The organism is Variovorax sp. J31P179, from assembly GCF_030316985.1.
Lineage (GTDB): Bacteria > Pseudomonadota > Gammaproteobacteria > Burkholderiales > Burkholderiaceae_C > Variovorax > Variovorax ginsengisoli_B.
On the sequence record NZ_JASZYL010000001.1, the window covers coordinates 264,854 to 291,820 of the forward strand.

Genomic DNA, 26,967 nt, shown 5'->3' on the forward strand with positions numbered 1-26,967 from the left:
TGCAACGCCCTGAGCTTCCGATGCTGTACTCGGAGGCGCAACGATTGGAGGTGGTGCGATGGATCAGAAGTCCGTGGATTCGCAGATTGAACAAGCCGTTGCCGCCTTTGCGCTCGACCATATGCGCAGCTACCTCGCGCGGCCGACAGCGGAATTGCCAGCCGACATCGCCCATTTCCTCGAGATATTCGGCCCTGCGCGCGCGTTCGATCTGGTGAGCGCTTTCATCGTCGGCTTGGTGCTGGACCGGGCGCGTGAGAACGCAAGGCTGCAGGAGCAACTCGACCGGATTCGCGCCGATCCCGAGGTGCAAGCGCAACTGGCGGCGATCTTCGGTCCCGCCGATCAAGCGCAGCCCAACCCAACCGTGCACTGAAAGGAATCGACCCATGACCGTCGTTGTCGCCGAATTCGCGGGCATCGAACCCGGCAAGGAGCGCCCGCCGCTGCCGCCGCCGAGCACGTTGCGTCCGATCGCATCGCCGGATGAGTTCTTCAGCGCCTTCACTTCGATGCGTGCGCGCGAGCGCGCCCAGCAGGAAGCGTGGGAGCGCGAGCAACGCGAGGCCCCGGCGCGCCGAGCCGCCGCCATCGCCCAGCACCTTCAGGAACAGCGGATTGCAGATGCGCGCGGCCAGGTTGGTCGCATGCGCGTGATCCTGCGCAGCCTCGACCCGCCCGAAGGCAGCCGCGAGCGGCTATTGGTGCAGGCGCTCGCCGCGACCATCGACGCCTTCACGAACGCCGAGGTGGCGTCATCGGAGCGCGTGCAGGTGTCTGCCGTAGCTCTGCCCGCCCAGGTACAGCACCATGTCTGAGAGCGCGCACCGCCGCCCGATGCCGGACCTTATGGTGCTCGATGCCGTGGGGACGCTTCTGGGACAGCAATTGGCTTTGCGTGACAAGCAGATCAAGGCCTTGGAGAAGCGCCTCGACGAAGGCCTTCAGCCCTGGCAACCGGGCGTGCATCGCGCTGGCACCCGCGTGCAGCATCACGTCGGACAGCATTTTCGAGCCCTGAAAGACACAGCGGCCGAGCCGCCCGGAGACGACTGGCAGCGCTTTGGCAGCGGCGGCTTTCGCATCATGGGCGGGTTTCAGGAAGGCAGGACCTACCTCGATGGCGATTTGTTCATGCGTGACTTCGGCACCTTCCTGTGGCACGGCGGCGCGGCGCACTTGCTGGCCGGGCGCGGCGCGAAGGGCGACGCTGGCCCACGCGGTAAGGACGGTTCGGAAGTAGTCGGGCTGAAGCTGGCGGGAAGTCGAATCGTGCTGACCTTGCGAGACGCACGCGGCGACCGCGCGATTGAAACCGATCTGATCACGCTGATCGAACAGATGGGCAGCGTGGTTCACGACAGCATTGCGGCGGAGGCGCGCGCTCAAGGCTGATCAAGGGATACCTCGCGGCGCGGGACCTTCACTGGGCACCGGACGGCACGACCAGCTTTCACGTCGAATTACGATCTTGCTGAGACAAGAAAAAACTTGCGATTTTGCATGTCAACGGTGGTTGGCCTCAGGATCTGGATCGACCGGTTGGGGGTCAAAGAACGTCGAAACCGTTGCACGCGCAAGCTGCTCAGGCATGATGGCATGCTCATCGATCTTGAAGTACTTTTTTGTGCGCTCAAAAAGGTAGTACGGTTCTAGCTCCCGCTCGGTGAGCAAGATCACGCGAAGCTGATGCTCACCGTTGAGGGGTCGGATAACGTCAATCTCGGCGGTCGTGAAGGCACAGAGTTTGGCGAAAAGGATGTACACCTCAAACCGATCTTGTGGAAATGAATCGGCCACGGCACGCATATTTGCAACGTCGTTTGCGTTGATTGTGCCGCCATCACCACCGTGCGACTGGCCCCGGTCCTTGCACTCGCCAATGACGACAATGCTGCGTTCCGGGTATGGTCGCGGAATAAGCCACGCAAAATCTACTTCGCAGGGCGTTGCTAGTTGGCCGCGTGTCGGGGTCAGATCAAGAGACACCGAGTAGGACCTACTCTGCAACCCTGATCGAAGATTGCTGTCGAGCTGCTGCAGCGTCAAAACGACCGGCACTGCGCCTTGCGCATTGCGCTCCATTCCCAACACACCAGAGCGTCGGTACGCCCAACCTCCACCGACGAGTTGAGCAGTCGCATCAAAAACTTCACCGCACATTTGACAGGGGACGCGCTGCCGCAACTCATCGATAGGGAACCAGTTTGACAACTGGCAGTGAAGACATTTGAGGTCGGCGCCGATGCGAAGAAGCCGCTTGCCGACCAAGTAGGAGAAGACGTGATCCGGAGACAACGCTACGCCGGGCTCGCGAGGTTCCAGATAGAGATCCTTGTGGTCCTGGAACCTCGCATCAGGATTCTCGTCGTCCTTGCCACCAATCAGTTGCAAGGCAGCGCGCTTGGCGAATGAGGATGTAGGGCCATGGGTCTTGATCAGCCTCCGGGCGCCTGGAATCTTGAACACCCGTCCACCCTGCAAGCCACCAAGCTGCGCGATCAACTGCCGAGCGATCAAGCCACCGGAGCTAGCTGCAGCAGAGAATCCGGCCAGCGCAAAAACTTGCTTGAACAGTTCAGCTGTCGGCAAGGCATTGACGAAGTTGTCGCTGTCAGTCGCGCTCACGATCAAGCCCAGCCGCCCGGACTCAATTCGCAGACGGTTGTAGAAGTTCATCGCGCGAGCGTAGAACTCGTTCAGTTCAGGTACGTAAGGCGGATCGAGAGTGCAGTCATCTCGCCCATACATCCCGCCCAGGAAGCCGACTGATGCCACCAGATGCTGAGTGTGGAACCATGGGTCCGACGAATACGGTCGTTCGTTAAGTCCAAAGGAAACCTTTGCCTTCCCGCCTTCCGTGACCAGAACGCCAAGGGATGCAACCTCGCCCAAGTGCATCATCGGCGGTCGAAGATTGCTCCCGTTCCACAAGTACTCGTCCACGCCGCAGATCCTGCATGGTTCGTTGCCAAATGGCTCGCGGAGCGCGGCCGCATCTGCCTGTCCACCCGGATACGTACGGCGCCACCAGATTGCAAACTCACGTACTGCGCGATCCTTCCGGCGCGATAGACGTTCCGCAACGTGCTTTTTCCATGCCTGAATCTGCGCTGCGTAGCGCCCGACTTGGGCACGATCAACAAAGAGAACAGCAAGGTCCGCTGCACGCAAGTTCCAAAAGGCCACCAGATCATCCAGGTTCGACGCTTCTCCGAGATAGAAGCCGGGGTAGTCCCAGTGTGACTGGACGCTGTGGTGCCTGCGTATCCTGAGCCGAGATAGGTAAGCGATGCTGGGAAACTCTAGTTGGTCCGCCGGCAATTCGAGGTCGGATGCGATGGTGACCTCACTCGCCCCGGCCGCCTCTTTGAACATCGACTCGTAGTCGATTCCTGCATCCTTGTCAGGATACCTGCCCAGTTGCATGAGAAAGATGTCTGCCAGCGGGTCTTCCGGCGCCCACCTATAGATGCGAGGCTGGCTCTCTTGAAGGCGCTTCCACTCGGGCGTGTCCCTGCTGGCAACGATGGCGTTCTGCACGTCAAGAGCCTGCGACCGGGCATCCTGGCCCTGTCCGACGAAGACGCCGTGGTGGAAAAATGGCGAAACCAGATGAGGAAAGGACGCGGCAAATGCTCTGACTTCTTCTCTGGCTCCGATTGGCTCGACTATGTCGGCTCGAAAGGCTTCGACAATCGCTCGCGCCTCTGCCTCACGATCGACCACCACGATCGGATTGAATCTTCCGCCCCAAAGGGTATGGTTGGTCTGAACGGCCTCACGAAATGAGATCAAGTCACCTTCTTTTATCGCCCAACAAATACGGAGTGGCCGATAGGCGACGTTGACGCGCGTAGTGTCCATCTGTGCTCTCAAGGGGGATATTGCGGGCGATCATACGTAGGTTCGCTGGAGAGTCGCTCGAATCGACGAGGCTCTGGCCTAGGCTGCCATCCTTCGCGAATCCACGATGCGAAGCAGGTGCGAAGCCAGCACGACCATTTCCTGTGCCTCGCCCGCATCGATCTGGACTGTCCGATGGGAATGCGGATTCTTGTATGACCCAATGGCACCTGCGAACAGCGCGGCTAGGCCCTCGCGCTCGCCCGCATGTTGCTGCATGTCGGCCAGGGGGCCGTTGTCACGGAATGCTTGTCGCATCAACGCCACGCCGTAGTCCGCAGGACTGAATCCTCCCGCCCCTCGCACGGCCTCCTCAACAGCTCGAAACGCATGAAACACTGCATCGTCGAAATCGCGGCGAATGAGCGCGAGCCAAACGCGTTCCGCAATGGCTGGGTGCAGCAACGCCTTCGGAAAGGCGGTCGCACTGTGGAATTCTGCGTAGGTCGTCGCGTCGCCAATGCCCTGCGCGCGACGGCTAAGAACGACGAAGCCGTTCTGCCCGTTCGTGGCCTCCGCCGGTACGAGCAGGCCGCACCGACGTAGCCACTCGAAACCTTCGTTGACCGCCCGCCGTATCGCCGCATGGTGTTGCGGCGGGTATTCATTCACATCGTTGGCACTGCTGATCCAGCTTGAAGGATGAAACAGGCCCATTCCATTTCCCTGCGATCGTGCGACCTGCAGCAGAGGCAGACCAAGTTCTTCGGGCTCCACAGCGAGAAGAAATTCCGGATCGGGGACCAGTTCAATAAGTCGTGGCATGCGCCATCATGCCAAACGGTCGGGAGGCCCGGTACGATCGGACGCATGAGCAAGTCATTTTTGTTGCAGGTCTCAACGTCTTTTGAGCCACCAATCCGCACTCGGTAGGCTAGACAGTGGACGCGGAAATGTTCAGGGGCGAGGATCGATTGCACTGGTTGCTTGGCCGATTGGTTCACGCGCATGCGCGACTAGACCTCGGGATCGGGCTGCAACTGCGTTGGCTCGGGCCCTATCGTGGCGTCGAAGTCGCCCATCTCTTGGTCGCTCCCAATGTGCATTTCAAGACTCGCTTGGACAAGCTTCGACCGCTGGCGCTGGAGATGTGGGGTCACAGCAACCCCACCGCGCGAAAGGCGTTCGAACAGTGGTTCCAGTGCGCCGAGCATGCAAGGGGCCTGCGCAACGACTACGCGCACGGTCGCTGGGGCCCAGTCACCTTTCGTGAGCCAGATCTATTTGCGTTCGTGGCGCTGTCCTGGGAATTCGACCCAGACAGGAAGACCCCTGAGGTTCGGATGACCCTTGCGGAGTTGGAGGAGCAAGTAGAGGAAATTGAATCGCTCTTGCATGACTTCCTGCAGTTGCAGAAGACGTTCGAGAAAGATAGTCGATGGACGAAGGCATGGGAGGATGCTCAAGCCCAGGCAGCGGGGACTGGTGGATCATGACCATTGGCGCTGCGCGCTCAATGACTAATCCACCCAGTTGGATTCCGGGGGAGGAAGCACCGCTGCAACGCAGACTGCCGTCCATCCGGGCGCTTCGACCTGACGGCCCAGCCGTGCGCCTCTGTCGCACCCCTCCGAAATGAGCGGACATGTACGCATCGATGTACGGCGCGAGTTCAGCGCCTGCGTCTCCAAGATGGGCGGGACAGTGAACGACGATGTGCTTGCAGCTCGGCCTGACAACAAGCCGAACGCCGATTTCGTCTTCGCTGCTGACGACGTTGTTGCCGAACTTAAATGCCTGGAGACGGACTGGGCGGCCGAGTTGGCAGCGCACGCGCCAGCCAGGACGGACGACTGGATGCGCCGCGGCAAACTGCGTCGAATGTCTGGCTCGATCAGCCTGGAAGACCTGCCATTGCCCCTCGTTCGCGAGATCCTGGAGCCGTTCCGAAAGCGGCTGAAGTCGCGCATCGTTGCCAGGGCCGCCAAGCAAATCAAGCAATCACGCCTCGACATCGCGCGACCGTCCGCCAAGGGCCTGTTGATCATCGTCAACGATGGCAACCGAGCGCTGGCGCCCGACATGATGGCCCCCCTGCTGCTGCCGATCCTCAACAGCGGCTCGTACTCCGCGATCCACACGGTCCTGTACATGAGCGTGAACGAACCCGTCACGGTCGGAGGGCCGTTCGGCCAGGCGCAGTTCTGGATGCCTTGGTCGATCAAGGGCAAGGAATCGGTATCTCAAGATTTCGTGGACAGGCTCGGCGACGCGTGGATGGCGCACCTTTCCTCGGTTACCGGTGATCCAGTCTTTCAGTTGAGCTCGACCGTGAGCATCGAGAAGATGCAGTTCGCGGCCGCGGAGCGGCAGCACCGATACAGCCGATTGATCTGCCGAGCCTGATCCCACTCACATGGGCCAACCGTACACGCGTCAGCACTACGTCCCCCAGTTCCTGCTGCGGCACTGGCAACTGGAGGCCTGTGGCATCCTCCTGCCGGGCCGGTTCCGGCCAGACCAGACGTTGCCCCCTCGCCCCCCCTTTCAGAAGCTAGCGATGCAGTACGTTCTCAATGTGTTTGGTCGGCTCATCGCTCGAGTCTTGTCTCAAGCCAGCTAAACAAACCAAAATGAGCAAACCCTATCATCTGTTTATTTCCTACGCTTCCGAAGATGAGGCGTACGCGACGGAGTTAGCAGGCTCTCTAAGGTTCCTCGGAATCACCAGTTGGTTTGCGCCGTTGTCCCTAAAAGTTGGCGACAAACTGCTTGACTCTATTAATGCCGGTCTAATGGCATCCGAATATGGATTGCTACTTCTGTCAACCTCATATTTGGCCAAAAGACGGACCAGCTACGAACTAGATGTGCTGCACCGTCAGCACATTGAAGATCAAAAAAGGCTATTTCCTTTGTGGCATGGGGTTGAGAAGTCGCAAATTTCTGAATGGAACCCGGGACTGTCGGGAATCATTGCCCTCAGAAGCACGGAGGGCTTGGCTTCTATCTCGGAAAAAATTGCGGATATCATTTATCAAGGCTGCCCAACTCGCGGAATTTCGCCTAGCTACGAGAATCCGCAGTGGCGATTTCTGCAAGGCTGCGGCGAGCTATACGCGAACAAAGAGGATGGTGGAGCATTTAATTTGTTCGAGGCTGCTGAGTTTCCGGATAGCTATTTTCCCTTGTATGTGCACAACAGACCGCGCACAAAAAAGGAAATTATTCTTGCAGTTGCAAGCGCGCTTTATTATCGAAATCCAGACGTAATCCCGCTCACCAAGAAAATGCAGGGACAAATGAAAAAACTTTGCAAATCATACGGTTTTGATCTAGATGCGCCTGGATTTGATCCGGCAATTTATGGTTAATAGTATTGGCAGCTTCTGAGATCTGCAGTCCCGAGGGGAGTGAGGCCGACATGAACAAGATTCTCTACCACAATATTTCTGCCGAGGATGCGGTTTCGGTTTTTGACCAAGCAATCGTGAGTGCCGCCAAGGGAAGCCATTTGAAGTTGGCGAGCCCGTACATCGGCATCAACTATTTGCGGCGAATAGTTGGACTCTCTGACAACTGGAAACTGGTCACCGACATAAGCGCTTGGTTAATGTCTTTGACAGGGGACGACAGAGGCAAAGTGGTGCATTTTGTAAAAAGCAATCACGGCGCAATCCATCATTGCGATTTGCTCCACGCAAAAGCCGCGATCGGACAGCACAGCGCATATTTTGGCTCTGCAAACCTCACGGAAAAAGGCATTTTGGGGAGAGCCGAGATCGGGATGTTTGCCGATGAAAGTCAATCTATCTCCGAGCTCAACAGATGGTTTGATGCCATTTGGTCGGAAACGGACGTCATAGACATTTTCGAACTTGAACAATTCGTCAAATGGCTTGATCTGAATAAATCTAAAGACTCCGCTAGAAATTTACCAAAAATTACTGCAACAAATCAGAAAATTAAAGCCAATTTTGCCGCAACGGTGTCAACTCATATCGAGCAGCCTATTTTTCGAGCAATAACTCCTGGCAACACGATTTGGAGAAATCCCTCAGAGGACAAAGAAAGCGACACCTCGACAACGAACGCGACGGGAGAGAGAGCTAGACGGCCACAACAAGAGGCGGTGAAGCGCGCGGCGATAATTGATGCGGCCAAGCTGGATGCAATTTTTGCCGAAGTTGTCCAACTTGTTTTGGAAAATGGAAATCCGCTTCCGCTGCATACGCCATGGTCGGTGCTGCAAGTAGTTTCACTTAAGACTAGTACCCCTTGGGCTCAAGTGAGCAAGGTTCTCACTCGACCTAATGCGACAGGTGGAAGCCTCATTGACGTCGATCAATCGAATTCTGGATGCCAGATAAATTTGCAGTCAATTGCGGCTGAACAACTTGCGCTCATGCCCCGGACGGCCGCGCTAATTGCTAAAATCTGATAGTGCCGGAGATAGGTTTCTGCATTGTCCGTTTGGGGCCCTTTCCGGCTGTGCAAGTCCTCGCGTAGGGCGGCAAGCTTGAGCACAGGGCGGGACAGAAGCAACAACTTTGAAGCTGCTCGACAGGTGCGACGGTCGTAGTTGGTGCGCAAAGCACTGGCCGCAAGCCCTATGCAGAGGTCGCGGTGGGCGTGCTGCCCCAACCTGATCCAGTCGGAGCGCCTGGCCGCAGAGGTGACGAAAGGCAGCCGGGCGACCCGCACACTGGCGCCCGGCTGTCCCTTCACGCTGATGGTCGCGACCACCCGTTGCTGTTACGCGGGCGCCCTTACGGGCCTCGTTCCTGATCGTCATCCCGCTGTCGCCGCGCTGCGCCTTCCTGTATTTCGGGGACAGCAGGGACATGGGAAAACGTCTGCAGAGCGCAGGGCTTTCAGGGCGTCTACCCCCTGCACCGTATCGGGAAAACGCGCTGCAGGGTCTGCGGGGGCCTTCAGCAGCCTGCGACCATCAGCGCGGCCTGCACTGCGTCGCCGCGCAGGTGCCCATAGTGCTTTTCGATGATCGCGCTGGACGTGCCGCCGATCGTCGCGATGTGCGACAGGGGCATGTTCAGTTCCACGAGGTCGGTGATGCGCGAATGGCGCAGCCAGTACATCGTGAGTTCCTTCGGCAGCTTCGCCTGCGCGGCGGCCAGCTTGATCGCCGCATTCCAGCGGCCGAAGTTCCAGGGCTGGCCCGCGTCATTGCAGAACAGGGGCGCCATCGGCAGCTTGTCCTTCGTGCAGGCGTGCATGAAGTCGATCGTGGCCTTGTCCTTGGGCAGCGGCACCCAGCGCTTGGCGCCCGCCTTGTCCTTTTCGACCCACAGCGCATGCGCGCGGCGGTCGTAGTCCTTCACAGTCATCTGCGCGAACGCACCAGGGCGCACGGGCACGATCAGGTGGGCGCGCAGAAAGGGCACCACGTCAGGCGCGACCTCCTGCGCGCCGGCCATCAGCGCGCGACGCTGATCGATCGTCAGGTACACGACAGGCCCGCGCCCTTCGTCGGCTGCGAGGTCGCGCTTCAGCGCTGCCTTCCACACGTCCGCGATCCCGTGCGTGCGATGCGCGAGGTTCAGCGCTGCGCGAAAGGTCGCCATGTCGCGATTCACGGTCGCGCCGCTGCGGGGCTTCGCTTCGGCCTCGGTCTTGTTCAGCTTCATCGGGTCCTTGGGCAGCGCCGACATCCAGGCGCGCCACGCCACGAATTCGGCCTTGGTGATCTTCGACAGGGGGCGGTAGAGCCACGAATCGGCGCCCTCCTTGGGGTAGGTCGCGATCAGCAGTTCGAAGCGGCTCTGGGCTGAGTGCGCTGCCTTGGCACCCTTCGTCGCGCGCTGCGCTGCAACATATTCCAGCAGCACGTGCTGCAGCGTCATGCGCGACGGGATCAGCGTGGCCCCGGCGCCCTCGGCCTCGATCGCGTCGAACCACTTGCCCGCCAACTTCAGCGCTGCCGCGAAGCGATCCTTGTCTGCGATGTCGGCCAGCTTGCCCAGGGGTTCGAAGCGTTCCTTGCGGCCTTCCTGGGCCTTGGCGACCCAGGTGCCGGTGCTGCCTTCGGTCATGTAGCGCCAGCCCACGAAGCGATTCGTGCGGACCTGATGCCAGTAGGGGGCGCGGCGCGTCGGGAGCTTCGTGCGCGCTGCGGGGGTGTCGATCTTGTGGGCCATGTACTTCGTCCGTCGAAGGGTTGAGGAGGCGAAGCGGGCAAGTACCTGAGCTAGTACCTGTAAATTGGGCGGAGATGCCTTATCCTCGACTTCACCTCGGTGACAGCGGGTGACCCTGTTTTCATAGGAGAAATCACCTTTCTTCGCTGTCGCCAAGGTCGTATTTTATGGCCTAAAACTGCCCTACAAGGGCAGCGGGCCGCTGCTGGCCGACCTGATGGGCAGCCAGATCCAGTACAGCTTCGAGACCATGACCGCCGCGACCCCGCACGTGAAGAGCGGCAAGGTGATCGGCGTGGCGCAGACGCGGCTCAAGCGCGCCAAGGGCCATCCCGGCATCCCGACCATGCAGGAACAGGGCTTCGAGGGCTTCGAAGCCACCACCTGGTACGGCCTTGCCGGCCCCGGCAAGCTGCCGTCGGCCATCGCCGACAAGATCAACCGCGACGTCAACACGGTGCTGGCGATGCCCGATGTGCAGGAGCGCCTCGACACCTACGGCGCCGAGGACGGCGGCGGCTCGCGCGACAAGTTCGCCAAGTTCATCTCGAGCGAGATCGACAAGTGGGCGCGCGTGGTGCGCGACGGCAAGGTCAAGGTCGACGCCTGAGGATCGGCTGGCGCCGCGCTAGGGCTGATTCAACTGCGCGTAGGGCACGAAGGCGGCGCCGCCCCAGTTAGCCTGCAGCAGGACGCCCTTGTCGGTGAACTGGTAGGTGGAGACGAAGGGGTTGAAGGAGGTCGACATGTCGGCCGACGCGCCCGCTGTGTTCAGCTTCATGGTGGCGTCGGCCGATGCGGCGACGTCGGCGCCCAGCTTTCGGAACTGGTCGAACACCTCGCGGTTCTTGAACACCATCACCTGCCGGAAATCCTTGTAGCCGATGCCCGGCCCGGTACCGGCGCGCGTTGCGATCATGAAGGTGTTCGCCCGCGTCGCGTTGTCGACCAGCACGCCGGTGCCGCGCGCCCCGACGAAGAGAAGGACGTTGATCTGCGAGGAGTCGAACACCGCGTAGCCGACCGCCTTGGCCACTTCGTCGCGGGCCTCCGGCTTTTGCGCAAAGAGCTCTTCGAGCGTCCGGTCGCGCATGGCGAGGATCTCCGCCTTGGCTTTCGGGACTTCGGCAGCCGGCAGGGTGGGCTGCACCGAACTGGCACCTTGAGACGATCCCGAGGCGCAGGCCGACAGCAGGACGGGCAGCAGGAAGAGCATCCAGGCAAGACGGTGCATGTCGAAGTCCTATGGAGCGAGCCAGGAGCGGCGGCTCGGGCGTGCCATTGTGCCGCGGCGGCGGGTGGGGCGGGAGGCATTTCATCTCCGGACGAATGGCTTGCTATCATCGCTATTCCCAAATTGAATAGCGATCGAGAGGAACCGGCAATGACGATTTTCCCGAGGCTCCGCAGCGCGGCCCTGGTCGCGACGCTGCTGCTGGGCAGCGCCGCTTGCAGCGCGCAGGAATTGATCGTCTCCGCCGCTGCCAGCCTGACGAACGCCTTTCAGGCGGCCGGCAAGGCCTTCGAGCAAGCCCGGCCGGGCGCGAAAGTCGCTTTCAACTTCGCGGCATCGGGACCGTTGCTGGCCCAGATCCAGCAAGGCGCGCCGGTCGACGTGTTCGCGTCGGCCGACCAGGAGACCATGAACCGCGCGGCCAGCGCCAACCTGATCGCGCCGGCGACGCGGGTCGACTTCGCGGCCAACACGCTGGTGCTGATCGTGCCTGCGGCCTCGACCCAGGCCCCGAAGCAGCTCGGGGACCTGACGAACCCGTCGTTCCAGCGCATCTCGACCGGCACGCCGGCGACTGTCCCGGTCGGGCGCTACACCATGGAGGCGATCGACAAGGCCGGCCTGACGGCGCAGCTTCAATCGCGCTGGATCTATGGCGAGAGCGTGCGCCAGGTGCTCAACTACGTGGCCCGCGGCGAGGTCGATGCCGGTTTCGTCTACCGCACCGACGCGCTGATCGAGCCCGAGAAGACCCGCATCGTGCTGACGATCCCGACCATCACGTCCGTGACCTATCCGATCGCGCAGATCGCCAGCAGCAAGAACGCCGCCCTGGCCGGCGAGTTCATCGCCTTCGTGCGCAGCGCGCCGGGCCAGGAGATCCTCCAGCGCTACGGCTTCTCGAAGCCCTGACGCGGCGCCGGGCAGCACATGCACGCCTTGTTCGTCCCGCTCTGGCTGACGCTCAAGGTCGCACTGTTCGCCACTTTGATCGCCGCGGCCATCGGCATCGCGCTGGGATGGTGGCTGGCGCGCCGGCCCTTCCCCGGCCGCAGCGTCGTCGACTCGCTGCTGATGCTGCCGATGGTGCTGCCGCCGACCGTGATCGGCTACTACCTGATCGTGCTGATCGGACGCAACGGCATCCTCGGCCAGTACCTCGACCGCTGGTTCGGCATCAACCTGATCTTCACCTGGCAGGGCGCGGTGATCGCGGCCTCGGTGGTCTCGCTGCCGCTGGTCTACAAGGGCGCGCGGGCCGCCTTCGAGGAAGTCGACGGCCGTTTCGCCAATGCCGCGCGAACCCTCGGCGCCGGCGAGCTCGAGGTCTTCCTGCGAGTGTCGCTGCCGCTGGCCATCCGCGGCATCGCGGCCGGCGTCATGCTGGCCTTCGCGCGCGCCATGGGCGAGTTCGGCGCGACGCTGATGATCGCCGGCAACCTGCCCGGCAAGACCCAGACCCTGTCGATCGCCGTCTACGAGGCGGTCCAGGCGGGCAACGACCGCCAGGCCCTGTGGCTGACGCTGGTGATCTCGCTGGTCTGTATCGGGGTCCTCGTGGCCTCTGGCCGGCTGCTGCAGGCGAGGCATTGAGATGGCCGCGCTCGAAGTCCAGCTGCAGCTCACCTTGCATTCGCCCGACCGCAGCTTCGAACTGAACGTCGATTTCACCGCAGCGTCGCAGCGCACCGCATTGATCGGGCCGTCGGGCTCCGGCAAGTCGACGGTGCTGCAGGCCATCGCCGGCCTGCTGCCCCAGGCGCGCGGCCGGGTGCGGGTCGGCGGGCAGGCGCTGCTGGACACACCGCGGGGCATCGACCTGCCGGCACGCGAGCGCCGGGTGGGCGTGGTGTTCCAGGACTATGCGCTGTTCCCGCACATGACGGTGGAGCAGAACCTGCAGTTCGGCCTGCGCCGCCTCGGCCAGCGCGTGGATGCCGGGCACGCACGGCGCGTCGACGCGCTGATCCGGCAGTTCGATCTCGCGAGCCTGCGCGGCGCGCTGCCGCGCAACCTGTCCGGCGGCCAGCGGCAGCGCGTGGCGCTGGCCCGGGCGCTCGCCATCGAGCCCCGCCTGCTCCTGCTGGACGAGCCGCTGTCGGCGCTGGATTCGCCGTTGCGCAAGCGGCTTCGACACGAGCTGGCCGAGATGCTCGAGCGCGTGCAGGTGCCGACGCTGCTGGTGACGCACGATCCGCAGGACGTGGAAGCGCTGGCGCAGGACATGATCTGTATCGACAACGGTCGAATCGTCGATTGCGACCCCCTTCCAGGAGCCGTTTGACATGCCGCTGATCCGATGGGCGCGAAGGCGTCCTGGTGCTGTTCGAGCGCGACGGCCAACCGCTCGACGAGCGCGAGGCTCGCATCGCGCTCATCTCCGCGGCCGACCTGAAGACCGGCCCTCGGCACGTGCGCAATCTGAAGCGCATCGAGGTGCGCCCGCTGAACTGACGGCTCAATCTCGCCTGGCTGGCGCGGCGTCGAGGAGCTGCTTGAGTTCCGCCTTCCAGAACTTCGCCATGCCGGTGGTGCCATGGCCCCGGGTGTCCTCGCTGGCGGGTATGAGGAACAGGCGGGCATTCTTCACCCGCTTGAGCTCGCGCTCCATGATGCCCAGCTCCGGCGGATTGCGTTCGTCGTCCGCCGAATTGATGGCCAGCAGCGGCGCCCGGATGCGTTCGAGGCCGGCCGAAGGGTCGTAGTCGCCCGAGGACTCCCACTGGTAGAGAAAGTCGTTCGCATCGGCCGTGAAGGGAGCGGCCAGCCGGCCATCGAGCAGCTTGTCGGCCGCCTCCCGGGTCGGGGCCAGCTTCTGGTAGGCCTGCGAGCCGCCGCTGGTGGCGATGCCGAAGAAGGCGTTGGCGGTCTTCAGCGCCGTCGGCTGGACCGTGTAGTTGCCGCCGTTCCATGCCGGGTCGTTGCGGACGCTGTCGATGATCAGCCGCCGCATCATCCAGTTGCGGCTGGCCATGGCCGTGGGCTGGGACGCCATGGGCACCAGCGCGTCCATGAAGTCGGGATACCGGACGCCCCAGATCCAGGTCTGCATGCCCCCCATCGAGTTGCCCAGCACCAGCCGCAGGTGGCGAATGCCCAGGCCCTCGGTCACCAGCCGGTATTGCGCGAGCACCATGTCGTCGTAGTCGTACTGCGGGAACTTCGCGCGCAGCCCGTCGGAGGGCTTGGACGACTTTCCGTGACCGAGGCCGTCCGGCAGGATGATGAAGTATTTGCTCGCGTCCAACGGCTGGCCCGGGCCGAAGAGCTCGCCGCCGAAGGCGGCCGACAACATGCTCGCACCATTGCCGGCGGTGCCGTGCAGGATCAGCACCGCTTCGTTCGACGGCGAGCCGATCGTCGTGTAGTGCAGCTTCAGGGCCGGCATGACCTCGCCGGTGTGGAAGCGGAAGTCGCGCGCGACCCAGTCGCCCTCCCGGGTTGCGGGCGGGTCCGCCGCCAGCGCGGTCGCGAGCCCGGCCAGGGTGAGCAGCAAGCCGCCTGCGATGCCACGCAGCGTTCTGAAGAGTGCCATGCGAATGTCTCCGTTCTGGTTGTGTCTGGTCCGGCGGCGAGCCTATTCGCAAAGCCGCGGCTTGCCAACGGCATCGGGCCCGATGCCTCAGTGCACCGCGTCGTCGACGCTCCAGTTCGCATAGACCGCCGCCGGAAGGTCCGGCGAACCCACCTGCGCAAGCAGGTCGCGCACCCGGTCCTTGACGCGCGCCAGCACCAGCTCGGCCCGGCGCGCGCGGACGAAGGCGGCGAAGTCGCACAGGGCCTCGATGGTGGTGGCGTCCAGGTCGGGCGACTCCTCCAGGCTCAGCACGAAGCGTTGCAGGCCGGGCGTGGCGTCGATGCGGTTGCGGATGCTCGCGAACACCGCCTCGGCGTTGCCGAAGAAGAGCGGCACCTCCGGCCGCGCGATCAGGGTGGCGGGCGGCACCACCGCCTCGGGATGGCGCGCCGTGTCGACGTAGTCGTGGCTCTGGCCGAGCCGGCCGAGCCAGCTGACCGTCGTGCGGGCGAAGCCCCGCAGCAGCAGCAGCAGGCTCACGCCGATGGCGGCGAGCAAGCCGTCGAGCACGCCGAGCAGCAGCACCGCGACCACCGCCACGATCGAGATCAGCCGGTCGCGCCGCCACCTGAAATACGGCTTGAGCACGGTCGGGCTCAGGCTGTGGCTGACGGCGTGGATCACGATCGCGGCCAGCAGCGGCTCGGGAATGTGCGCGATCCATGGCAGCAGGGTCAGCACCGCGATCAGCACCACCAACCCGGCGATCGCGCCGGCCGCACGGCTCTGCGCCCCGGAGGACTCGTTGGCCGAGGTCGCCGAATAGCCGGCGCCCACCGGCATCCCTTGCAGCAATCCGGCGCCGATGTTGGCGACGCCCAGCGCCAGCAGGTCGCGGTTGATCGACACGTTGTCGCCGTGCCGCAGCGCGAAGGTGCGGATCGAGCCATAGGATTCGGCATAGAGGATCAGCGCCACGGCGAAGGCCAGCTCGCCCAGGCGCAGCCAGTGCGCCCGGTCCAGCGTCGGAAGTGCCGGCTCGCCGAGCCCGATCACGATCGGCCCCACCGGCGACACGCCCCAGGCCTGGCACCAGCCGGCGCGGTCGAGCAGGATGCCCGCGACGATCACGAGCAGCGCCGCCGGCACGGCGCGCCAGCGCGCCAGCGCCCGCATCAGCACCAGCGCGATGGCCGCCATCGCGGCGCCGGCCAGGTTCCACTGCCGCCAGCCCGCCGCCAGCTCCGCGACCAGCGGGAAGAAATCGCCATGCCCCGGATGGACCACCAGCACCTTGGGCAGCTGCTTGACGACGATCGTCAAGGCCAGGCCGAGGGCGAAGCCGCGCAGCACCGGCTTGGCGATCAGGCTCGAGACCGCCCCCAGCTGCGCCAGCGCCGCCGCCACGAAGAACGCGCCGGCCAGCAGCACGACGCCGACGCTGAGCGCGGCGCGGGTCGCCGGATCCACCGCGCCCATGGAATTGGTGGCCGCCAGCAGCACGGTGGCCGAGGACGAGGTGGCCGACACGATCGCGAAGCGGCTGCTGCCGAGCAGCGCGTAGACGAACAGGCCCACCAGCAGCGCGATCACGCCCGCCTGCGGCGGCAGCCCGGCCAGGCCCGAGTAGGCCACGGCCTCGGGCAGCAGCAGGCCGGCGATCGAAGTGCCGGCCACCAGGTCGGCGAGGCGGGTGGGTGCCTTCATCATGGCCTGCGGTGCCTGTTGCGCCACGCCTGCGGCGCGCAGCCGAACTGGGCGCCGAACCAGCGCGAGAAGGCGCTGTGGCTGCCGTAGCCCAGCATGACGGCGATCTGACCCATGTCGTAGCGCGGGTTGGCCAGGTAGCGTTGCGCGAGCTCGCGGCGCACCTGGTCGAGCAGTGCCGTGAACGACAGTCCCTCGGCGTCCAGCGTGCGTTGCAGGGTGCGCATGCTGCGGCCCAGCCCCTGCGCCACGCCGGCGCAAGTGGCGCGACCCGAGGGCAGCAGCAGGTAGATGGCGCGGCGCACCTGTTGGGCGGTGCTGGCGTCGCGGTTGCCGAACTGGGTGTCCACCAGCGTCTGGGCGTAGCGCGCCAGCGCGGGGTCGGCCAGCAGGTTGGGCTCGTTCAGGTCGGCCGCCTTGCAGACGATGCCGTTGAACTCCGCGTCGAACTCCACGCGGCAGGCGAACAACCGCTTGTGCACGGCCAGATCCTTCGGGGCCGAGTGGCCGAAACACACGCGTTGAGGCCGCCAGCGCTCGTGCAGCAAGGCCGCGCAGGTGCGGTAGAGCACGCCGATCGCCAGGTCCACCGACTGCGGCATGGGCCCCGCGGCCACGATGTCTTCGCGCAGGATGACCATGCTGCCGGCATCTTCCATCTGGATGGCGAGCGACTCGTTGAGCAGGTGCGAGTAGGCGATCAGCGTGGCCAGCGCCTGGCGCAAGGTGGCCTGGTGCAGCAACAGCAGGCTCAGCACGCCGAAGTGCGACAACTGGCGCGATTCGGCCATGCGCAGGCCGAAGGTGTCGCACTGCGTGGCCGCGGCGGCGTCCTCCACCAGTTGCGCGGCCACCGCGGCCTCGATGAGCTGGTCCGGCTCGCGAACCAGCGCTCGCCGCAGGCCGGCGCGGCGCAGGGCCCGGTCGGCGTCGCCGCCCAGGGCGTGCATGACCTCGGCAAAGCCGGTCAGGGCCGCTGCTCGCACCAAAGTCACCATCTGCGGCCCCTCCTGGGGAAACCCGAACTGGCACGAAGAGTACAGCCGGTGGCACGAAATGCAAAGCGTGGAAGCCCGCTCGTTCCTACAGTTGCGCCCACTGGACGACAGATCCAATCCCGATCCTCCCGATGGAGACAACGATGCGTATCGAACCACTGACTGGCGCCATTGGCGCAGAAGTCTCAGGTGTCAGCCTGGCCGACGCGGCCCATGACGCCGGCCTGTTTGCCGAGATCAGGGCCGCGCTGCTGGCGCACAAGGTGGTGTTCCTGCGCGGCCAGGATATCGCCCGCGCCGACCACGTGGCCTTCGCGCGCCGCTTCGGCGAGCTGGAAGACCACCCCGTCGTCGGCAGCGATCCCGACCACCCCGGCCTGGTGCGCATCTACAAGTCGCCCGAGAGCCCGGCCGAACGCTACGAGAATTCCTGGCACGCCGACGGCACCTGGCGCGAGGCCCCGTCCATGGGCGCGGTGCTGCGCTGCATCGAGTGCCCGCCGGTGGGCGGGGACACCATGTGGTCCAACATGGCGCTGGCCTACGAGAAGCTGCCTGCGCACATCAAGGACCTGATCGCCCCGCTGCGCGCGCGCCACAGCATCGAATGCACCTTCGGTGCGGCGATGCCGATCGAGAAGCGCCACGCGCTGCGCGCCCAGTACCCCGACGCCGAGCATCCCGTGGTGCGTACCCACCCCGAGACCGGCGAGAAAGTGCTGTTCGTGTGCGGCTTCGCCACGCACTTCACCAACTTCCATACCGCCGCCAATGTGCGCGTCGGACAGGATTTCGCGCCGGGCTCGGCGCAGCTGCTCCAGTACCTCATCAGCCAGGCCGCGATTCCGGAGTACCAGGTGCGCTGGCGCTGGAGGCCCAACGATGTCGCCATCTGGGACAACCGCGCCACGCAGCACTACGCGGTGATGGACTACGCCCCCTGCCATCGCCGGATGGAACGCGCCGGAATCATCGGCACCCCCACCGCCTGACCCCTACCCCCAAGGAGAAACCACCATGAACTTCCTCGACGGCCACCTGTTCCCCGAGAACATGCAACCCCTGATCATCACCGCCGCGCCCTATGCGCCTTCCTACGTGCCCTCGGATTTCCCCGGCGAAATCGCGGTGACGATGGAAGAACAGATCCAGATGGCGGTGGACTGCTACGACGCCGGCGCCACGGTGCTGCACCTGCACGTGCGCGAACTGGACGGCAAGGGCAGCAAGCGGCTGTCCAAGTTCAACGAACTGATCGCCGGCGTGCGCGCCCGCGTGCCGGACATGATCATCCAGGTCGGCGGCTCGATCAGCTTCGCCCCCGAGACGGATGGCGCAGCGGCCAAGTGGCTCAGCGACGACACGCGGCACATGCTGGCCGAACTGGACCCCAAGCCCGACCAGGTGACGGTGACCATCAATACCGCGCAGATGAACTTCCTGGAGCAGTTCGACCACCGCGACGTGCAAGGCAGCTCGCTGGAAGACCCGGTGGTCTTCAACGCCTACAAGGAAATGACCGTGCCCGCGCAGCCCGGCTGGGCCGAGGAGCACATCCGCCGCCTCACCGCCGCGGGCATCCAGAGCGAGTTCCAGTGCTACAACCAGAACAGCCTCGAATCCGTGGAGCGCCTGATCCGCCGCGGCGTCTACAAGGGCCCGCTGGTGCTGAACTGGGTGGCCATCGGCGGCGGCATGGATTCGCCCAACCTCTACACCCTGGCCAACTTCGTGCGCGGCGTGCCCGATGGCGCGGTGCTGACGGTCGAAAGCTCGGTGCTCAACACGCTGCCCGTGAACATGTGGGGCATCGCCGCGGGCCTGCACGTGCGCACCGGCACCGAAGACAACCTGTGGAACCAGACGCGCACCGCCAAGATCGGCACCGCCAAGCAGATCGAGCAGCTGGTGCGCATCTCGGGTGAGCTGGGCCGCCCGATCGCGACGGCGAAGCAGGCGCGCGAGATCTGCCGTATCGGCGTGTTCTACGACACGGCGGAAGAAGCGCTGGCCGCCAACGGCTTCGCACCCAACGCCCCTGGCCGCCAGCAGGGCTTCCTGCGCAAGGCCGCATAAGAAATACATCCCGAGGAGACGACCCATGCAACGCCGTAGTTCCCTTGTTGTCGCCGCCGCTGCCCTTTTGTGCACGAGCGCCGCGATGGCCTTCACCGACAAGCCCGTCAAGCTCGTGGTGCCCGCCCCGCCGGGCGGCACCATCGATGTCTTCGCCCGCATCATCAGCGACCAGCTCTCGCAAGAGATCAACCAGCCCGTGATCGTTGAAAACAAGCCGGGCGCGGGCGGCGCGGTGGCCATCAAGTACATGCTCTCGCAGCCTGCCGACGGCCAGGTGCTGCTGGTCAGCGTGACCAACGTGCTGACCGAATCGCCGCACGTGGTCAAGAGCGGCTTCGACCCGCTCAAGGACGTGAAGCCCATCGCGGAGATGGCGCGCTCGTACATGCTGTTCATTGCCGCGCCGCAGTTCCCGGCCAATGACGCGAAGGAAGCCATCGCCTACGTGAAGGCCAACCCCGGCAAGGTTTCGGTGGCCTCCTACAGCCCCGGCACCTCGTCGCAGTACGCCAGCGCCATCCTGAACAGGAAGGCCGGGCTGGACATGGAGCACGTGGCGTTCGCCGGCTCGGCCCCTGCGCTGGCCCAGGTCATGGGCAACCAGATCCCGCTGATGTTCGATGGCTCGGTCACCTCCAAGCCGATGATCGCGGCGGGCAAGGTCAAGCTGCTGGCCGTGGCCTACAAGAGCCGCATGCCCGAATACCCGAACGTGCCCACCATGGCGGAGCTCGGCTACCCGGAGGTGAACTTCAGCAACTGGAGCGGCGTGTTCGCCTCGTCGCAGACGCCCCCGGCGCTGCTGGCCAAAATCCACGCGACACTCACCAAGATCAACGCCTCGCCCGTCGTGCGGGCGCGCTACGCCAGCACCGGCTTCGAGCCCATCACGGAATCGCGCACGCTGGAGCAGGCCGCCGAGGACGTGCGCACGGAATACGAGCGCAACGGGGAGATCGTGAAGGCCTTCGGCATCAAGTTGAACTGACTCGGAAGGGCGTGGCGCCTGTTCGACCCTCCTCGCCCGTCAGGCGCCGAAGACCAGCAGCAAGTTGTTCGCGGGCATGTCTTGGCGCTCACGCAGGGCCAGCCCGGCCCGGCGCGCCTCTGCCGCCACCTCGTCCAGGTGGCGGATGCCCCAGGCGGGGTCGCGGGCCCGCAGGCTCTGATCGAAGGCCAGGTTGCTCGGCGCCGGCGGAACATCCGCTTCGAAATAGGGGCCGTAGGTGATCAGCAGTCCGCCCGCCACCAGGTGCCGCGCGGCGCCTGCCATGAGGGCGGCGCACGCCGCAGCCGGCGCGATGTGCAGCATGTTGGCGCAGTAGATGACGTCGAAGCGCTGGCCCGCATCGTCCTGCGGCAGCCATCGGGGCGACATCACGTCCAGCAGCAGCGGCGGCCTGAGGTTGGCCAGCCCCGACCGGGCCACCCGCTCGGCGATCGCGGGCAGCATCGCCGCGTCCGCGTCGCTGGGCTGCCAATCCCATTGGCCGAGTGCCGCGGCGAACCACGCGGCATGCTGGCCGGTGCCGGAGGCGATCTCGAGGGCGGCACCGCGCTCGCCGAGGACGCGGCGCAAGACGTCGAGGATGGGCTGCTTGTTGCGGTCGGCGGCCGGGCTGCTGGGAAGGTCTGACATCCTGGTCGGGCGATCGGCCATCTATTGCCGGGCCATCGCCATGTGCAGGGCATCCTCCGGCGCGAGCAGATGGTCCACGCTCTCTGCGGCATCGGCGATGGCGAGCTGCACGCCCTTGACGCGCCCGTTGAACGCGTTGTCCTTCGGTCCGTAGTCGGGGGACACCGGCGCGCCGCTGTCTTCGCCCACATCGCAGCCGTCGTCCGCCGAGAAGATCATCGCCTGGGTCATCGGAAGGGAACCCTCGCCGACCTTCTGGCCGTCGACGAACAAGCTCACCTCACCGCCCTTGCCGAGACCGCCGCCGGCGTAGGCGAACTCCATGCGCACCTGGTGCTCGCCGGAAGGCAGCGGCTGCGCGGACTCCACGAAATAGTGGTTCACCCCCGCCACGTTGTAGCAATACTTGAGCTTGCCCTGATGCGCGTAGAGGCTCCAGCCGCCGATGTTCGCGCCCTGGGCGATGATCACGCCGCGCGCGCCGGAGTCAGGGACCTCGATCTGGGCGGTGACCGAGTGGGACTTGTTCTTGAGGTTGAGCACGCAGTTCTCCGACAGCCGGCTCATGCCGCCGAACAGCAGCTGCGTCTTTCCCCTGATCAGGACGGGCCGGCCGGCGGTGTCGGGATTCATCTTTTCGACCACCCGGTCGTCGATGGGCAACACCTTGTAGCGCGATGCCTCGATCAGCCACAGGCGCTGCAGATCGTGCAGCTTGCCGGGCATCTGCTTGGACAGGTCGCGGGCCTGGCTCCAGTCCTTGGTCGTGTCGTAGAGCTCCCAGACGTCGTCGTCGAGCGGCACGGTCTTGCGACCCACGAGGACCCACGGCGTCCCGTGCTTGGTGACGGCCGTCCAGCCCTTGTGATAGATGCCCCGGTTGCCGAACATCTCGAAGTACTGCGTCTCGTGCCGCTCCGCCGCATTCGCGTCGTTGAAGGTGTACAGCATGCTGACGCCCTCGAGCGGGTCTTGCGGCACGCCGTTGACCTCGACCGGCTCGGGCAGGCCTGCCGCCTCGAGGATCGTCGGCGCGATGTCGATCACGTGGTGGAACTGCGAGCGCAGCTCGCCCTTGGCCTGGATGCCCTTCGGCCAATGGACGATCGTCCCGTTGCGTGTGCCGCCCCAGTGGGACGCCACCTGCTTGGTCCATTGGTAGGGTGTGTTCATCGCGTGGGCCCAGCCCACGGCATAGTGGTTGTACGACTCCGGGCCACCCAGCTTGTCGTAGCGGGCCATCAGGAACTCGGGCGTTTCGAGTGCGGCCAGTCCGTTGAAGTTGGCCATCTCGTTGTAGGCACCGTTCAAGGTGCCCTCGGCGGAGGCCCCGTTGTCGCCGACGATGTAGTAGACGAGCGTGTCGTCGAGGATGCCGAGCCTCTCGAGGCTGTCGAGCAGGCGGCCCACATGATGGTCGGTGAACTCCATGAAGCCTGCGTAGACCTCCATCTGACGGCGCAGGATCGGCTTGAGCGCTTCCGGCATCGCGTCCCATGCGGGGATTTCCTCGTGCCGTGCAGTGAGTTCGCAATCGGCCGGGATCACGCCCAGGGCTTTCTGCCGGGCAATGGTTTCCTCGCGCAGCCGGTCCCACCCCTGGTCGAACTTGCCCTTGTACTTGTCGGCCCACTCCTTGGGTACGTGATGGGGTGCGTGCGTGGCGCCGGGCGCGAAGTAGGCGAAGAACGGCTTGTCGGGCGCCAGCGCCTTCTGCTGCCCGATCCATGACATGGCCTTGTCGGTCATGTCCTCCATCAGGTGATAGCCCTCCTCGGGGGTCTTCTTCGGCTCGACCGGATTGGTGCCTTCATACAGGCTCGGATACCACTGGTTGGCTTCGCCGCCGACGAATCCGTAGAAATACTCGAAGCCGCCACCGCCGGTGGGCCAGGCGTCGAACGGGCCGACCGAACTCGTCTCCCACACCGGCACCTCATGGCATTTGCCGAACTGCGCCGTCGAGTAGCCGTTGAGCTTGAGCGTACGGGCCAGGGGGGACATGGAGTTGGGAAGCACCGAGCTGTAGCCCGGGGCCCCGGTGGCGATTTCGGTGATGCCGCCCATGCCGCAGGAGTGGTGGTTGCGCCCGGTCAGCAAGGCCTGTCGCGTGGGCGAACACAGCGCGGTGGTGTGGAAGCGATTGAACTTCAGGCCGGCGGCGGCCAGCTTTTCGGCATTCGGCGTCTGGCAAGGGCCGCCGAAGGCACTGGACGAGCCGAAGCCGGCATCGTCGATCAGGATGATCAGCACGTTGGGCGCGCCCCGGGGTGGGCGCAGCTGATCGATCGGCGGAAAGCGGGTGTCGGGGTCGCGCGCGTCGTAGGTGATCAGGCCGGGCCTGGACGTGTTGCGCATCGGCAGATGCGTGCGAATCCGCCCTTCATCCAAATCCTGCTTGTTCGGCTTGGCTTGAGTGCTCACGACCTTCTCCTCGAGATTCGATGGAGCGTTTTCACATGCGGACGCGCCCGCCCCCTGGCGCCTCCGCTTTCGAGTGGAGGCGAAAGCGTACGCGAAACCCGACCCGCCCGCCACAGGAAATTCCGGCCGCATCGCGGACGCCGACGGCTTCAGCCGAAAGTGAACGCGTAGGCCTGGGCCCCACCGTCGAGAAACTCGATCTCGAACAATCGATCGCTCCCGGCTTTCTGCTGGCGCACCAGCTGATAGAGCTTCTGGGCCTCGATGGTCCCATAGCCCTGTTCGTCGGTGTCCGCCCCGTGGTCTCCGAGCGGCGCCTTGCCATCGACCCGCACCCGGAAGCGCACCGGCTTGCCATCGGCGGCGGGGCCGAGCACCAGGTGCAGGTCGCGCGCCTGGAAGCGGTAGGCGATGCGGCCGTTCGCGCCGTTGGACACGGCGCGCTCGGGCTCGACGGTCCAGTCGCCGGCCAGCGCCCACTGGTTGGTGCGCAGGGAGGCGGGAATCTGGTAGCCATGCGCGCGACCGCCCGCGAAGCCGCCAGGCGATGCGAAGCCGCTCGCACGCGCCGTGCCCACATAGGTCTCGTTCGACATGGCGAGCTCCGGGCCGGGGGCCGCCTGGGTGCCCTGCCCCTTCGGCACGACCCCATCGGACGGCAGGTCGCGCTGCCCCGCTTCGCCCAGCAACTGCCGGATGATCTGCTCGGCCTTCTGGTAGCCGCCCTCGCCGAACTGGTGATGCCGGATGCGGCCCTCGGCATCGATGAAATAGAACGCCGGCCAGGACTGGTTGTCGAAGCGACGCCAGATCTTGAAATCGTTGTCCAACGCCACCGGGAAGTCGATGCCCAGATCCCGGGTGGCCGTGCGCACATTGGCAGCGCGCTTCTCAAAGGCGAACTCGGGCGAATGCACGCCGACGACGACGAGGCCCGCTTCCTTGTACTTCTGCGCCCAGGCACGAAGGTAGGGCAGCGTGCGCAGGCAGTTGATGCACGAATAGGTCCAGAAGTCGACCAGCACCACCTTGCCGCGCAGCGACTCGGGGGTCAGCGGTGGCGAATTGATCCATTCGGCCGCACCGGCCAGCGACGGGAAGTCGCCCTCCACACCCAGCCGGCGCAGCGGCGCTATCGAGGGCTCGGGCGTCGAAGCGGCCGTGCGCACCAGGCCCGCGTCTTCGTCTTCCTGCCGGGCGCTTGTCTCGGCGGGTGTCGGCTGCAGCTTCGGCATGCCGATCTTCTCCAGCAATGCCTGCTCCAGTGCCGATGTGGTGCCGACCGAGAGCCGGGCGAGCAGGCCGGTGTCCAGCCCCAGCGCGATCGCGCCCACGCCCACCAGCACGGCCGCACCGGCCGTGCGGCGCAGCCATTCGCCCGTGTGCAGCGAACGCTTCATGACCGAGATCAAGCGCCCACCGAACAGCAGCGCCGCGGCCAGCGAGGTGCTGGCCCCGGCCGCATAGGCCAGCAGCAACAGCGAGGCCCCGACGCTGGCGCCGTTGAGCGCTGCGCCGGTCAGAATGAGCCCCAGGATCGGCCCCGCGCACGGCGCCCACAACAGCCCGGTGCCGACGCCCAGCAGCAGCGCCGAGAACACCGAGGTCTTGGCCGTCGGGCCGTCGTGCTGCGATTCGGCCAGCCGCAGCCCCAGCGCCACCAGCGGGCGGCTCAGGCGCTCGGCCAGGCTCGGGACCAACAGCGTCGCGCCGAAGAGCGCGAGCATCGCCATCGCCGCATAGCGCCCGTATTCGTTGAGCGTGACCACCCAGCCGCCGCCCACCGCCGCCAGCGTTGCGATGGCCGCGAAGGCGATGGCCATGCCGGCCAGCATCGGCAGGCCGTGCGAACGGAATGGCCGGTCGGCCCGTGCGAATACGAAGGGCAGCACCGGGAGGATGCAAGGGCTCAGGATCGTGAGCACCCCGCCCAGATAGGCGATGAGAAGGATCAACATGGTTCAATACGAAGCAAGGGGTCGGGTCGGCAGGATGAGGCGTGCCTCCAGGCCGCCTTCGGGACGGTTTCGCAGCTCCAGTACGGCGCCCATGGCCATCGCGAGCTGGTGCGCGATGGCCAGGCCCAGGCCGGTGCCGCCGGTGCTGCGGTTGCGCGAGCTCTCGACGCGGTAGAAGGGCTTGAGGACGGCGTCCAGCTCGTCGGGCGGAATGCCGGGGCCGTTGTCGACCACGGCGATGACGAGTTCATCGTTGCCGGCCTGCACTCGCAGGCGCACATCGCTGCCGAAGCCGAGCGCGTTGTCGACCAGGTTCATGACGATCCGGCGCAGCGCATTCGGCCGGCCCACGATGGGCGCGCCGGCGCGTCCCTCGAGGCGCACCCGCTGGCCGGCGTCTTCGTAGTCGGCCACCATGCTTTCGAGCAGTGCGTCGGCATCCATGCGCAACGGCGGCTCGGTGGCGCCGTGCAGGGTGCGCGCATAGGTCACGCCTTCGCGCACCAGCGAATTCATCTCGTCGAGGTCCTGGCGGAACTTGACGCGGTCGTGTGCATCGTCCATCAGGTCGGTACGCAGCCGCATCCGAGTGATGGGGGTCTGCAGGTCGTGCGAAATGGCCGCGAGGATCTTCACCCGCTCCGACATGTAGCCGCCGATCCGCTGCTGCATGGCATTGAAGGCGCGCGCGGCGTGCGCCACCTCGGTGGGGCCTTCTTCGTCGAGCTTCTGCGCCTGGAGGTCGGGGCCCAGGTGGTCCGCCGCAGCGGCCAGGTCGGCCAAGGGCCGCGTGACCAGCCGCACAGCGAACCAGGCGCAGGCGGCCAGCACCAGCAGCTGCAGCGCCAGCACCCACGGCACCCAGGGCGACATCGGCATGCCCACGCGCATGGCGTGGACCACCACCGACGCGCCGTCGCTCAGCCGCACCTGGATCTGCAGGCCTTCGGGCGGCTGGCTCACCTGTGCGACCTTGACGATCTCGAACGGCCGCATCGCGTCGACCAGGGTCTTGGCGAATTGCTGCGACTGCCGGGATCGGGGATCCACCCCTTCGGCCCGGCCGCCCAGAACAAAATGGTAGTTGCGCCGTTCCAGCCGCTGGAGCCAGCCGGGCCGTTCGGCCGCGGGCAGACGATCGAGAACGGCGACCGAGCTGGCGATGTCGCGCTCGATGCCGGCGATCATCAGCTCGCGCATGGCCGTGTCGCGTTCGTAGCGGATGGCGGCGAAAGTCAGCAGCTGCGCGATCGCCAGGCCCACCACGATGACCAAGGTCACGCGGGCAAACAGGGTGCGCGGCACCAGGCGGCGCAGGAGGGCGCCGGTGCCGCTGCGAGCGGCGGGACTGGAAGCTGTGGCCATTGACGCGTTTATAAACCTCGGCTCGGCCGCAAGGCCCATGGC

25 protein-coding genes and 1 pseudogene are annotated in these 26,967 nt (G+C 65.0%); 15 read left to right on the forward strand and 11 right to left on the reverse strand.

Annotation, left to right across the window (positions count from 1 at the left end):
- Positions 1-58: 58 nt before the first annotated feature.
- The 3 genes from QTI17_RS01350 to QTI17_RS01360 are packed head-to-tail and all read left to right on the forward strand — an operon-like array spanning position 59 to position 1,395.
- Positions 59-376, forward strand: a complete 318-nt coding sequence (locus tag QTI17_RS01350) for a hypothetical protein (RefSeq protein WP_286530573.1) — start codon at positions 59-61, stop codon at positions 374-376.
- Between the two features lie 13 nt (positions 377-389).
- On the forward strand, positions 390-818 hold the full coding sequence (locus QTI17_RS01355; protein ID WP_286530574.1) for a hypothetical protein: 429 nt from the start codon (positions 390-392) through the stop codon (positions 816-818).
- Positions 811-1,395, forward strand: a complete 585-nt coding sequence (locus QTI17_RS01360) for a hypothetical protein (protein ID WP_286530575.1) — start codon at positions 811-813, stop codon at positions 1,393-1,395. Before QTI17_RS01355 ends, QTI17_RS01360 begins: the two co-directional genes overlap by 8 nt.
- 111 nt (positions 1,396-1,506) lie before the next feature.
- Here QTI17_RS01360 and QTI17_RS01365 read toward each other — a convergent pair whose 3' ends face one another.
- Positions 1,507-3,867, reverse strand: a complete 2,361-nt coding sequence (locus QTI17_RS01365) for a hypothetical protein (RefSeq protein WP_286530576.1) — start codon at positions 3,865-3,867, stop codon at positions 1,507-1,509.
- 78 nt (positions 3,868-3,945) lie between these two features.
- On the reverse strand, positions 3,946-4,671 hold the full coding sequence (locus QTI17_RS01370) for a TIGR02391 family protein (protein WP_286530577.1): 726 nt from the start codon (positions 4,669-4,671) through the stop codon (positions 3,946-3,948).
- Between the two features lie 128 nt (positions 4,672-4,799).
- On the opposite strand from QTI17_RS01370, the gene QTI17_RS01375 reads away from it, so the two are divergent.
- The 4 genes from QTI17_RS01375 to QTI17_RS01390 all read left to right on the forward strand — a co-directional run bounded on the left by QTI17_RS01375 (position 4,800) and on the right by QTI17_RS01390 (position 8,287).
- Positions 4,800-5,342 (forward strand): hypothetical protein, encoded by a 543-nt coding sequence (locus tag QTI17_RS01375; RefSeq protein WP_286530578.1) that lies wholly within the window; start codon positions 4,800-4,802, stop codon positions 5,340-5,342.
- Between the two features lie 139 nt (positions 5,343-5,481).
- The gene (locus QTI17_RS01380) at positions 5,482-6,252 is read left to right on the forward strand and encodes a hypothetical protein (protein ID WP_286530579.1); all 771 of its coding nucleotides are present in this window, start codon (positions 5,482-5,484) and stop codon (positions 6,250-6,252) included.
- A 227-nt stretch (positions 6,253-6,479) separates the two neighbouring features.
- Positions 6,480-7,220, forward strand: coding sequence for a toll/interleukin-1 receptor domain-containing protein (locus tag QTI17_RS01385; RefSeq protein WP_286530580.1), 741 nt, complete (start codon positions 6,480-6,482; stop codon positions 7,218-7,220).
- A 50-nt stretch (positions 7,221-7,270) separates the two neighbouring features.
- On the forward strand, positions 7,271-8,287 hold the full coding sequence (locus tag QTI17_RS01390; protein ID WP_286530581.1) for a phospholipase D-like domain-containing protein: 1,017 nt from the start codon (positions 7,271-7,273) through the stop codon (positions 8,285-8,287).
- Positions 8,288-8,780: 493 nt separating this feature from the next.
- Here the strand turns inward: QTI17_RS01390 and QTI17_RS01395 are convergent, their stop codons facing one another.
- The gene (locus QTI17_RS01395) at positions 8,781-10,160 is read right to left on the reverse strand and encodes a tyrosine-type recombinase/integrase (protein WP_286530582.1); all 1,380 of its coding nucleotides are present in this window, start codon (positions 10,158-10,160) and stop codon (positions 8,781-8,783) included.
- Between the two features lie 16 nt (positions 10,161-10,176).
- On the opposite strand from QTI17_RS01395, the pseudogene QTI17_RS01400 reads away from it, so the two are divergent.
- Positions 10,177-10,614, forward strand: a pseudogene (locus QTI17_RS01400) (Bug family tripartite tricarboxylate transporter substrate binding protein); the annotation flags it as partial.
- Between the two features lie 18 nt (positions 10,615-10,632).
- Here the strand turns inward: QTI17_RS01400 and QTI17_RS01405 are convergent.
- On the reverse strand, positions 10,633-11,238 hold the full coding sequence (locus tag QTI17_RS01405) for a lipid-binding SYLF domain-containing protein (protein WP_286530583.1): 606 nt from the start codon (positions 11,236-11,238) through the stop codon (positions 10,633-10,635).
- 150 nt (positions 11,239-11,388) lie between these two features.
- On the opposite strand from QTI17_RS01405, the gene modA reads away from it, so the two are divergent.
- The 4 genes from modA to QTI17_RS01425 are packed head-to-tail and all read left to right on the forward strand — an operon-like array spanning position 11,389 to position 13,692.
- Positions 11,389-12,150: a molybdate ABC transporter substrate-binding protein gene (modA, locus tag QTI17_RS01410; protein ID WP_286530584.1), complete on the forward strand. Its 762-nt coding sequence runs from the start codon at positions 11,389-11,391 to the stop codon at positions 12,148-12,150.
- Positions 12,151-12,168: 18 nt separating this feature from the next.
- Positions 12,169-12,831 carry a molybdate ABC transporter permease subunit gene (gene modB / locus QTI17_RS01415; RefSeq protein ID WP_286530585.1) on the forward strand — a complete coding sequence of 221 codons (663 nt, stop codon included), beginning with the start codon at positions 12,169-12,171 and terminating at the stop codon, positions 12,829-12,831.
- A 1-nt stretch (position 12,832) separates the two neighbouring features.
- The gene (locus QTI17_RS01420) at positions 12,833-13,522 is read left to right on the forward strand and encodes a sulfate/molybdate ABC transporter ATP-binding protein (protein WP_286530586.1); all 690 of its coding nucleotides are present in this window, start codon (positions 12,833-12,835) and stop codon (positions 13,520-13,522) included.
- A 35-nt stretch (positions 13,523-13,557) separates the two neighbouring features.
- Complete coding sequence (locus QTI17_RS01425) at positions 13,558-13,692, forward strand: hypothetical protein (RefSeq protein ID WP_286530587.1); 135 nt, start codon at positions 13,558-13,560, stop codon at positions 13,690-13,692.
- Positions 13,693-13,696: 4 nt separating this feature from the next.
- On the opposite strand, the gene QTI17_RS01430 is transcribed toward QTI17_RS01425, so the two are convergent.
- From QTI17_RS01430 to QTI17_RS01440, 3 genes are all read right to left on the reverse strand, one after another.
- Positions 13,697-14,773: an alpha/beta fold hydrolase gene (locus QTI17_RS01430; RefSeq protein WP_286530588.1), complete on the reverse strand. Its 1,077-nt coding sequence runs from the start codon at positions 14,771-14,773 to the stop codon at positions 13,697-13,699.
- Between the two features lie 87 nt (positions 14,774-14,860).
- A complete protein-coding gene (locus QTI17_RS01435) occupies positions 14,861-16,462 on the reverse strand; it encodes a SulP family inorganic anion transporter (RefSeq protein ID WP_286530589.1) in 1,602 nt (533 codons plus the stop codon).
- Entirely contained in the window at positions 16,462-17,460 is a 999-nt protein-coding gene (locus tag QTI17_RS01440; protein WP_286530590.1) for an AraC family transcriptional regulator, read from the reverse strand. Before QTI17_RS01440 ends, QTI17_RS01435 begins: the two co-directional genes overlap by 1 nt.
- Positions 17,461-17,603: 143 nt before the next feature.
- On the opposite strand from QTI17_RS01440, the gene QTI17_RS01445 reads away from it, so the two are divergent.
- From QTI17_RS01445 to QTI17_RS01455, 3 genes are read left to right on the forward strand one after another with little or no spacing between them, the layout of a single operon-like run.
- Entirely contained in the window at positions 17,604-18,452 is an 849-nt protein-coding gene (locus QTI17_RS01445) for a TauD/TfdA dioxygenase family protein (RefSeq protein WP_286530591.1), read from the forward strand.
- Positions 18,453-18,477: 25 nt separating this feature from the next.
- Positions 18,478-19,536, forward strand: coding sequence for a beta-keto acid cleavage family enzyme (locus QTI17_RS01450; RefSeq protein WP_286530592.1), 1,059 nt, complete (start codon positions 18,478-18,480; stop codon positions 19,534-19,536).
- Between the two features lie 25 nt (positions 19,537-19,561).
- Positions 19,562-20,527 carry a Bug family tripartite tricarboxylate transporter substrate binding protein gene (locus QTI17_RS01455; protein ID WP_503011007.1) on the forward strand — a complete coding sequence of 322 codons (966 nt, stop codon included), beginning with the start codon at positions 19,562-19,564 and terminating at the stop codon, positions 20,525-20,527.
- A gap of 39 nt (positions 20,528-20,566) precedes the next feature.
- Here the strand turns inward: QTI17_RS01455 and QTI17_RS01460 are convergent, their stop codons facing one another.
- The 4 genes from QTI17_RS01460 to QTI17_RS01475 all read right to left on the reverse strand — a co-directional run bounded on the left by QTI17_RS01460 (position 20,567) and on the right by QTI17_RS01475 (position 26,925).
- Entirely contained in the window at positions 20,567-21,178 is a 612-nt protein-coding gene (locus QTI17_RS01460) for a DUF938 domain-containing protein (protein WP_286530593.1), read from the reverse strand.
- 21 nt (positions 21,179-21,199) lie between these two features.
- Positions 21,200-23,602: an arylsulfatase gene (locus QTI17_RS01465; protein ID WP_286530594.1), complete on the reverse strand. Its 2,403-nt coding sequence runs from the start codon at positions 23,600-23,602 to the stop codon at positions 21,200-21,202.
- Between the two features lie 149 nt (positions 23,603-23,751).
- Positions 23,752-25,560, reverse strand: coding sequence for a cytochrome c biogenesis protein DipZ (locus QTI17_RS01470; protein ID WP_286530595.1), 1,809 nt, complete (start codon positions 25,558-25,560; stop codon positions 23,752-23,754).
- A gap of 3 nt (positions 25,561-25,563) precedes the next feature.
- Complete coding sequence (locus tag QTI17_RS01475) at positions 25,564-26,925, reverse strand: sensor histidine kinase (protein ID WP_286530596.1); 1,362 nt, start codon at positions 26,923-26,925, stop codon at positions 25,564-25,566.
- Positions 26,926-26,967 lie beyond the last annotated feature (42 nt).

Coding starts and splice junctions, on each gene's coding strand:
- QTI17_RS01350 (WP_286530573.1), top strand. CDS start 59: ATGGATCAGAAGTCCGTGGATTCGCAGATTGAACAAGCCGTTGCCGCC.
- QTI17_RS01355 (WP_286530574.1), top strand. CDS start 390: ATGACCGTCGTTGTCGCCGAATTCGCGGGCATCGAACCCGGCAAGGAG.
- QTI17_RS01360 (WP_286530575.1), top strand. CDS start 811: ATGTCTGAGAGCGCGCACCGCCGCCCGATGCCGGACCTTATGGTGCTC.
- QTI17_RS01365 (WP_286530576.1), bottom strand. CDS start 3,867: ATGGACACTACGCGCGTCAACGTCGCCTATCGGCCACTCCGTATTTGT.
- QTI17_RS01370 (WP_286530577.1), bottom strand. CDS start 4,671: ATGCCACGACTTATTGAACTGGTCCCCGATCCGGAATTTCTTCTCGCT.
- QTI17_RS01375 (WP_286530578.1), top strand. CDS start 4,800: ATGTTCAGGGGCGAGGATCGATTGCACTGGTTGCTTGGCCGATTGGTT.
- QTI17_RS01380 (WP_286530579.1), top strand. CDS start 5,482: ATGAGCGGACATGTACGCATCGATGTACGGCGCGAGTTCAGCGCCTGC.
- QTI17_RS01385 (WP_286530580.1), top strand. CDS start 6,480: ATGAGCAAACCCTATCATCTGTTTATTTCCTACGCTTCCGAAGATGAG.
- QTI17_RS01390 (WP_286530581.1), top strand. CDS start 7,271: ATGAACAAGATTCTCTACCACAATATTTCTGCCGAGGATGCGGTTTCG.
- QTI17_RS01405 (WP_286530583.1), bottom strand. CDS start 11,238: ATGCACCGTCTTGCCTGGATGCTCTTCCTGCTGCCCGTCCTGCTGTCG.
- modA (WP_286530584.1), top strand. CDS start 11,389: ATGACGATTTTCCCGAGGCTCCGCAGCGCGGCCCTGGTCGCGACGCTG.
- modB (WP_286530585.1), top strand. CDS start 12,169: ATGCACGCCTTGTTCGTCCCGCTCTGGCTGACGCTCAAGGTCGCACTG.
- QTI17_RS01420 (WP_286530586.1), top strand. CDS start 12,833: ATGGCCGCGCTCGAAGTCCAGCTGCAGCTCACCTTGCATTCGCCCGAC.
- QTI17_RS01430 (WP_286530588.1), bottom strand. CDS start 14,773: ATGGCACTCTTCAGAACGCTGCGTGGCATCGCAGGCGGCTTGCTGCTC.
- QTI17_RS01435 (WP_286530589.1), bottom strand. CDS start 16,462: ATGAAGGCACCCACCCGCCTCGCCGACCTGGTGGCCGGCACTTCGATC.
- QTI17_RS01440 (WP_286530590.1), bottom strand. CDS start 17,460: ATGGTGACTTTGGTGCGAGCAGCGGCCCTGACCGGCTTTGCCGAGGTC.
- QTI17_RS01445 (WP_286530591.1), top strand. CDS start 17,604: ATGCGTATCGAACCACTGACTGGCGCCATTGGCGCAGAAGTCTCAGGT.
- QTI17_RS01450 (WP_286530592.1), top strand. CDS start 18,478: ATGAACTTCCTCGACGGCCACCTGTTCCCCGAGAACATGCAACCCCTG.
- QTI17_RS01455 (WP_503011007.1), top strand. CDS start 19,562: ATGCAACGCCGTAGTTCCCTTGTTGTCGCCGCCGCTGCCCTTTTGTGC.
- QTI17_RS01460 (WP_286530593.1), bottom strand. CDS start 21,178: ATGTCAGACCTTCCCAGCAGCCCGGCCGCCGACCGCAACAAGCAGCCC.
- QTI17_RS01470 (WP_286530595.1), bottom strand. CDS start 25,560: ATGTTGATCCTTCTCATCGCCTATCTGGGCGGGGTGCTCACGATCCTG.
- QTI17_RS01475 (WP_286530596.1), bottom strand. CDS start 26,925: ATGGCCACAGCTTCCAGTCCCGCCGCTCGCAGCGGCACCGGCGCCCTC.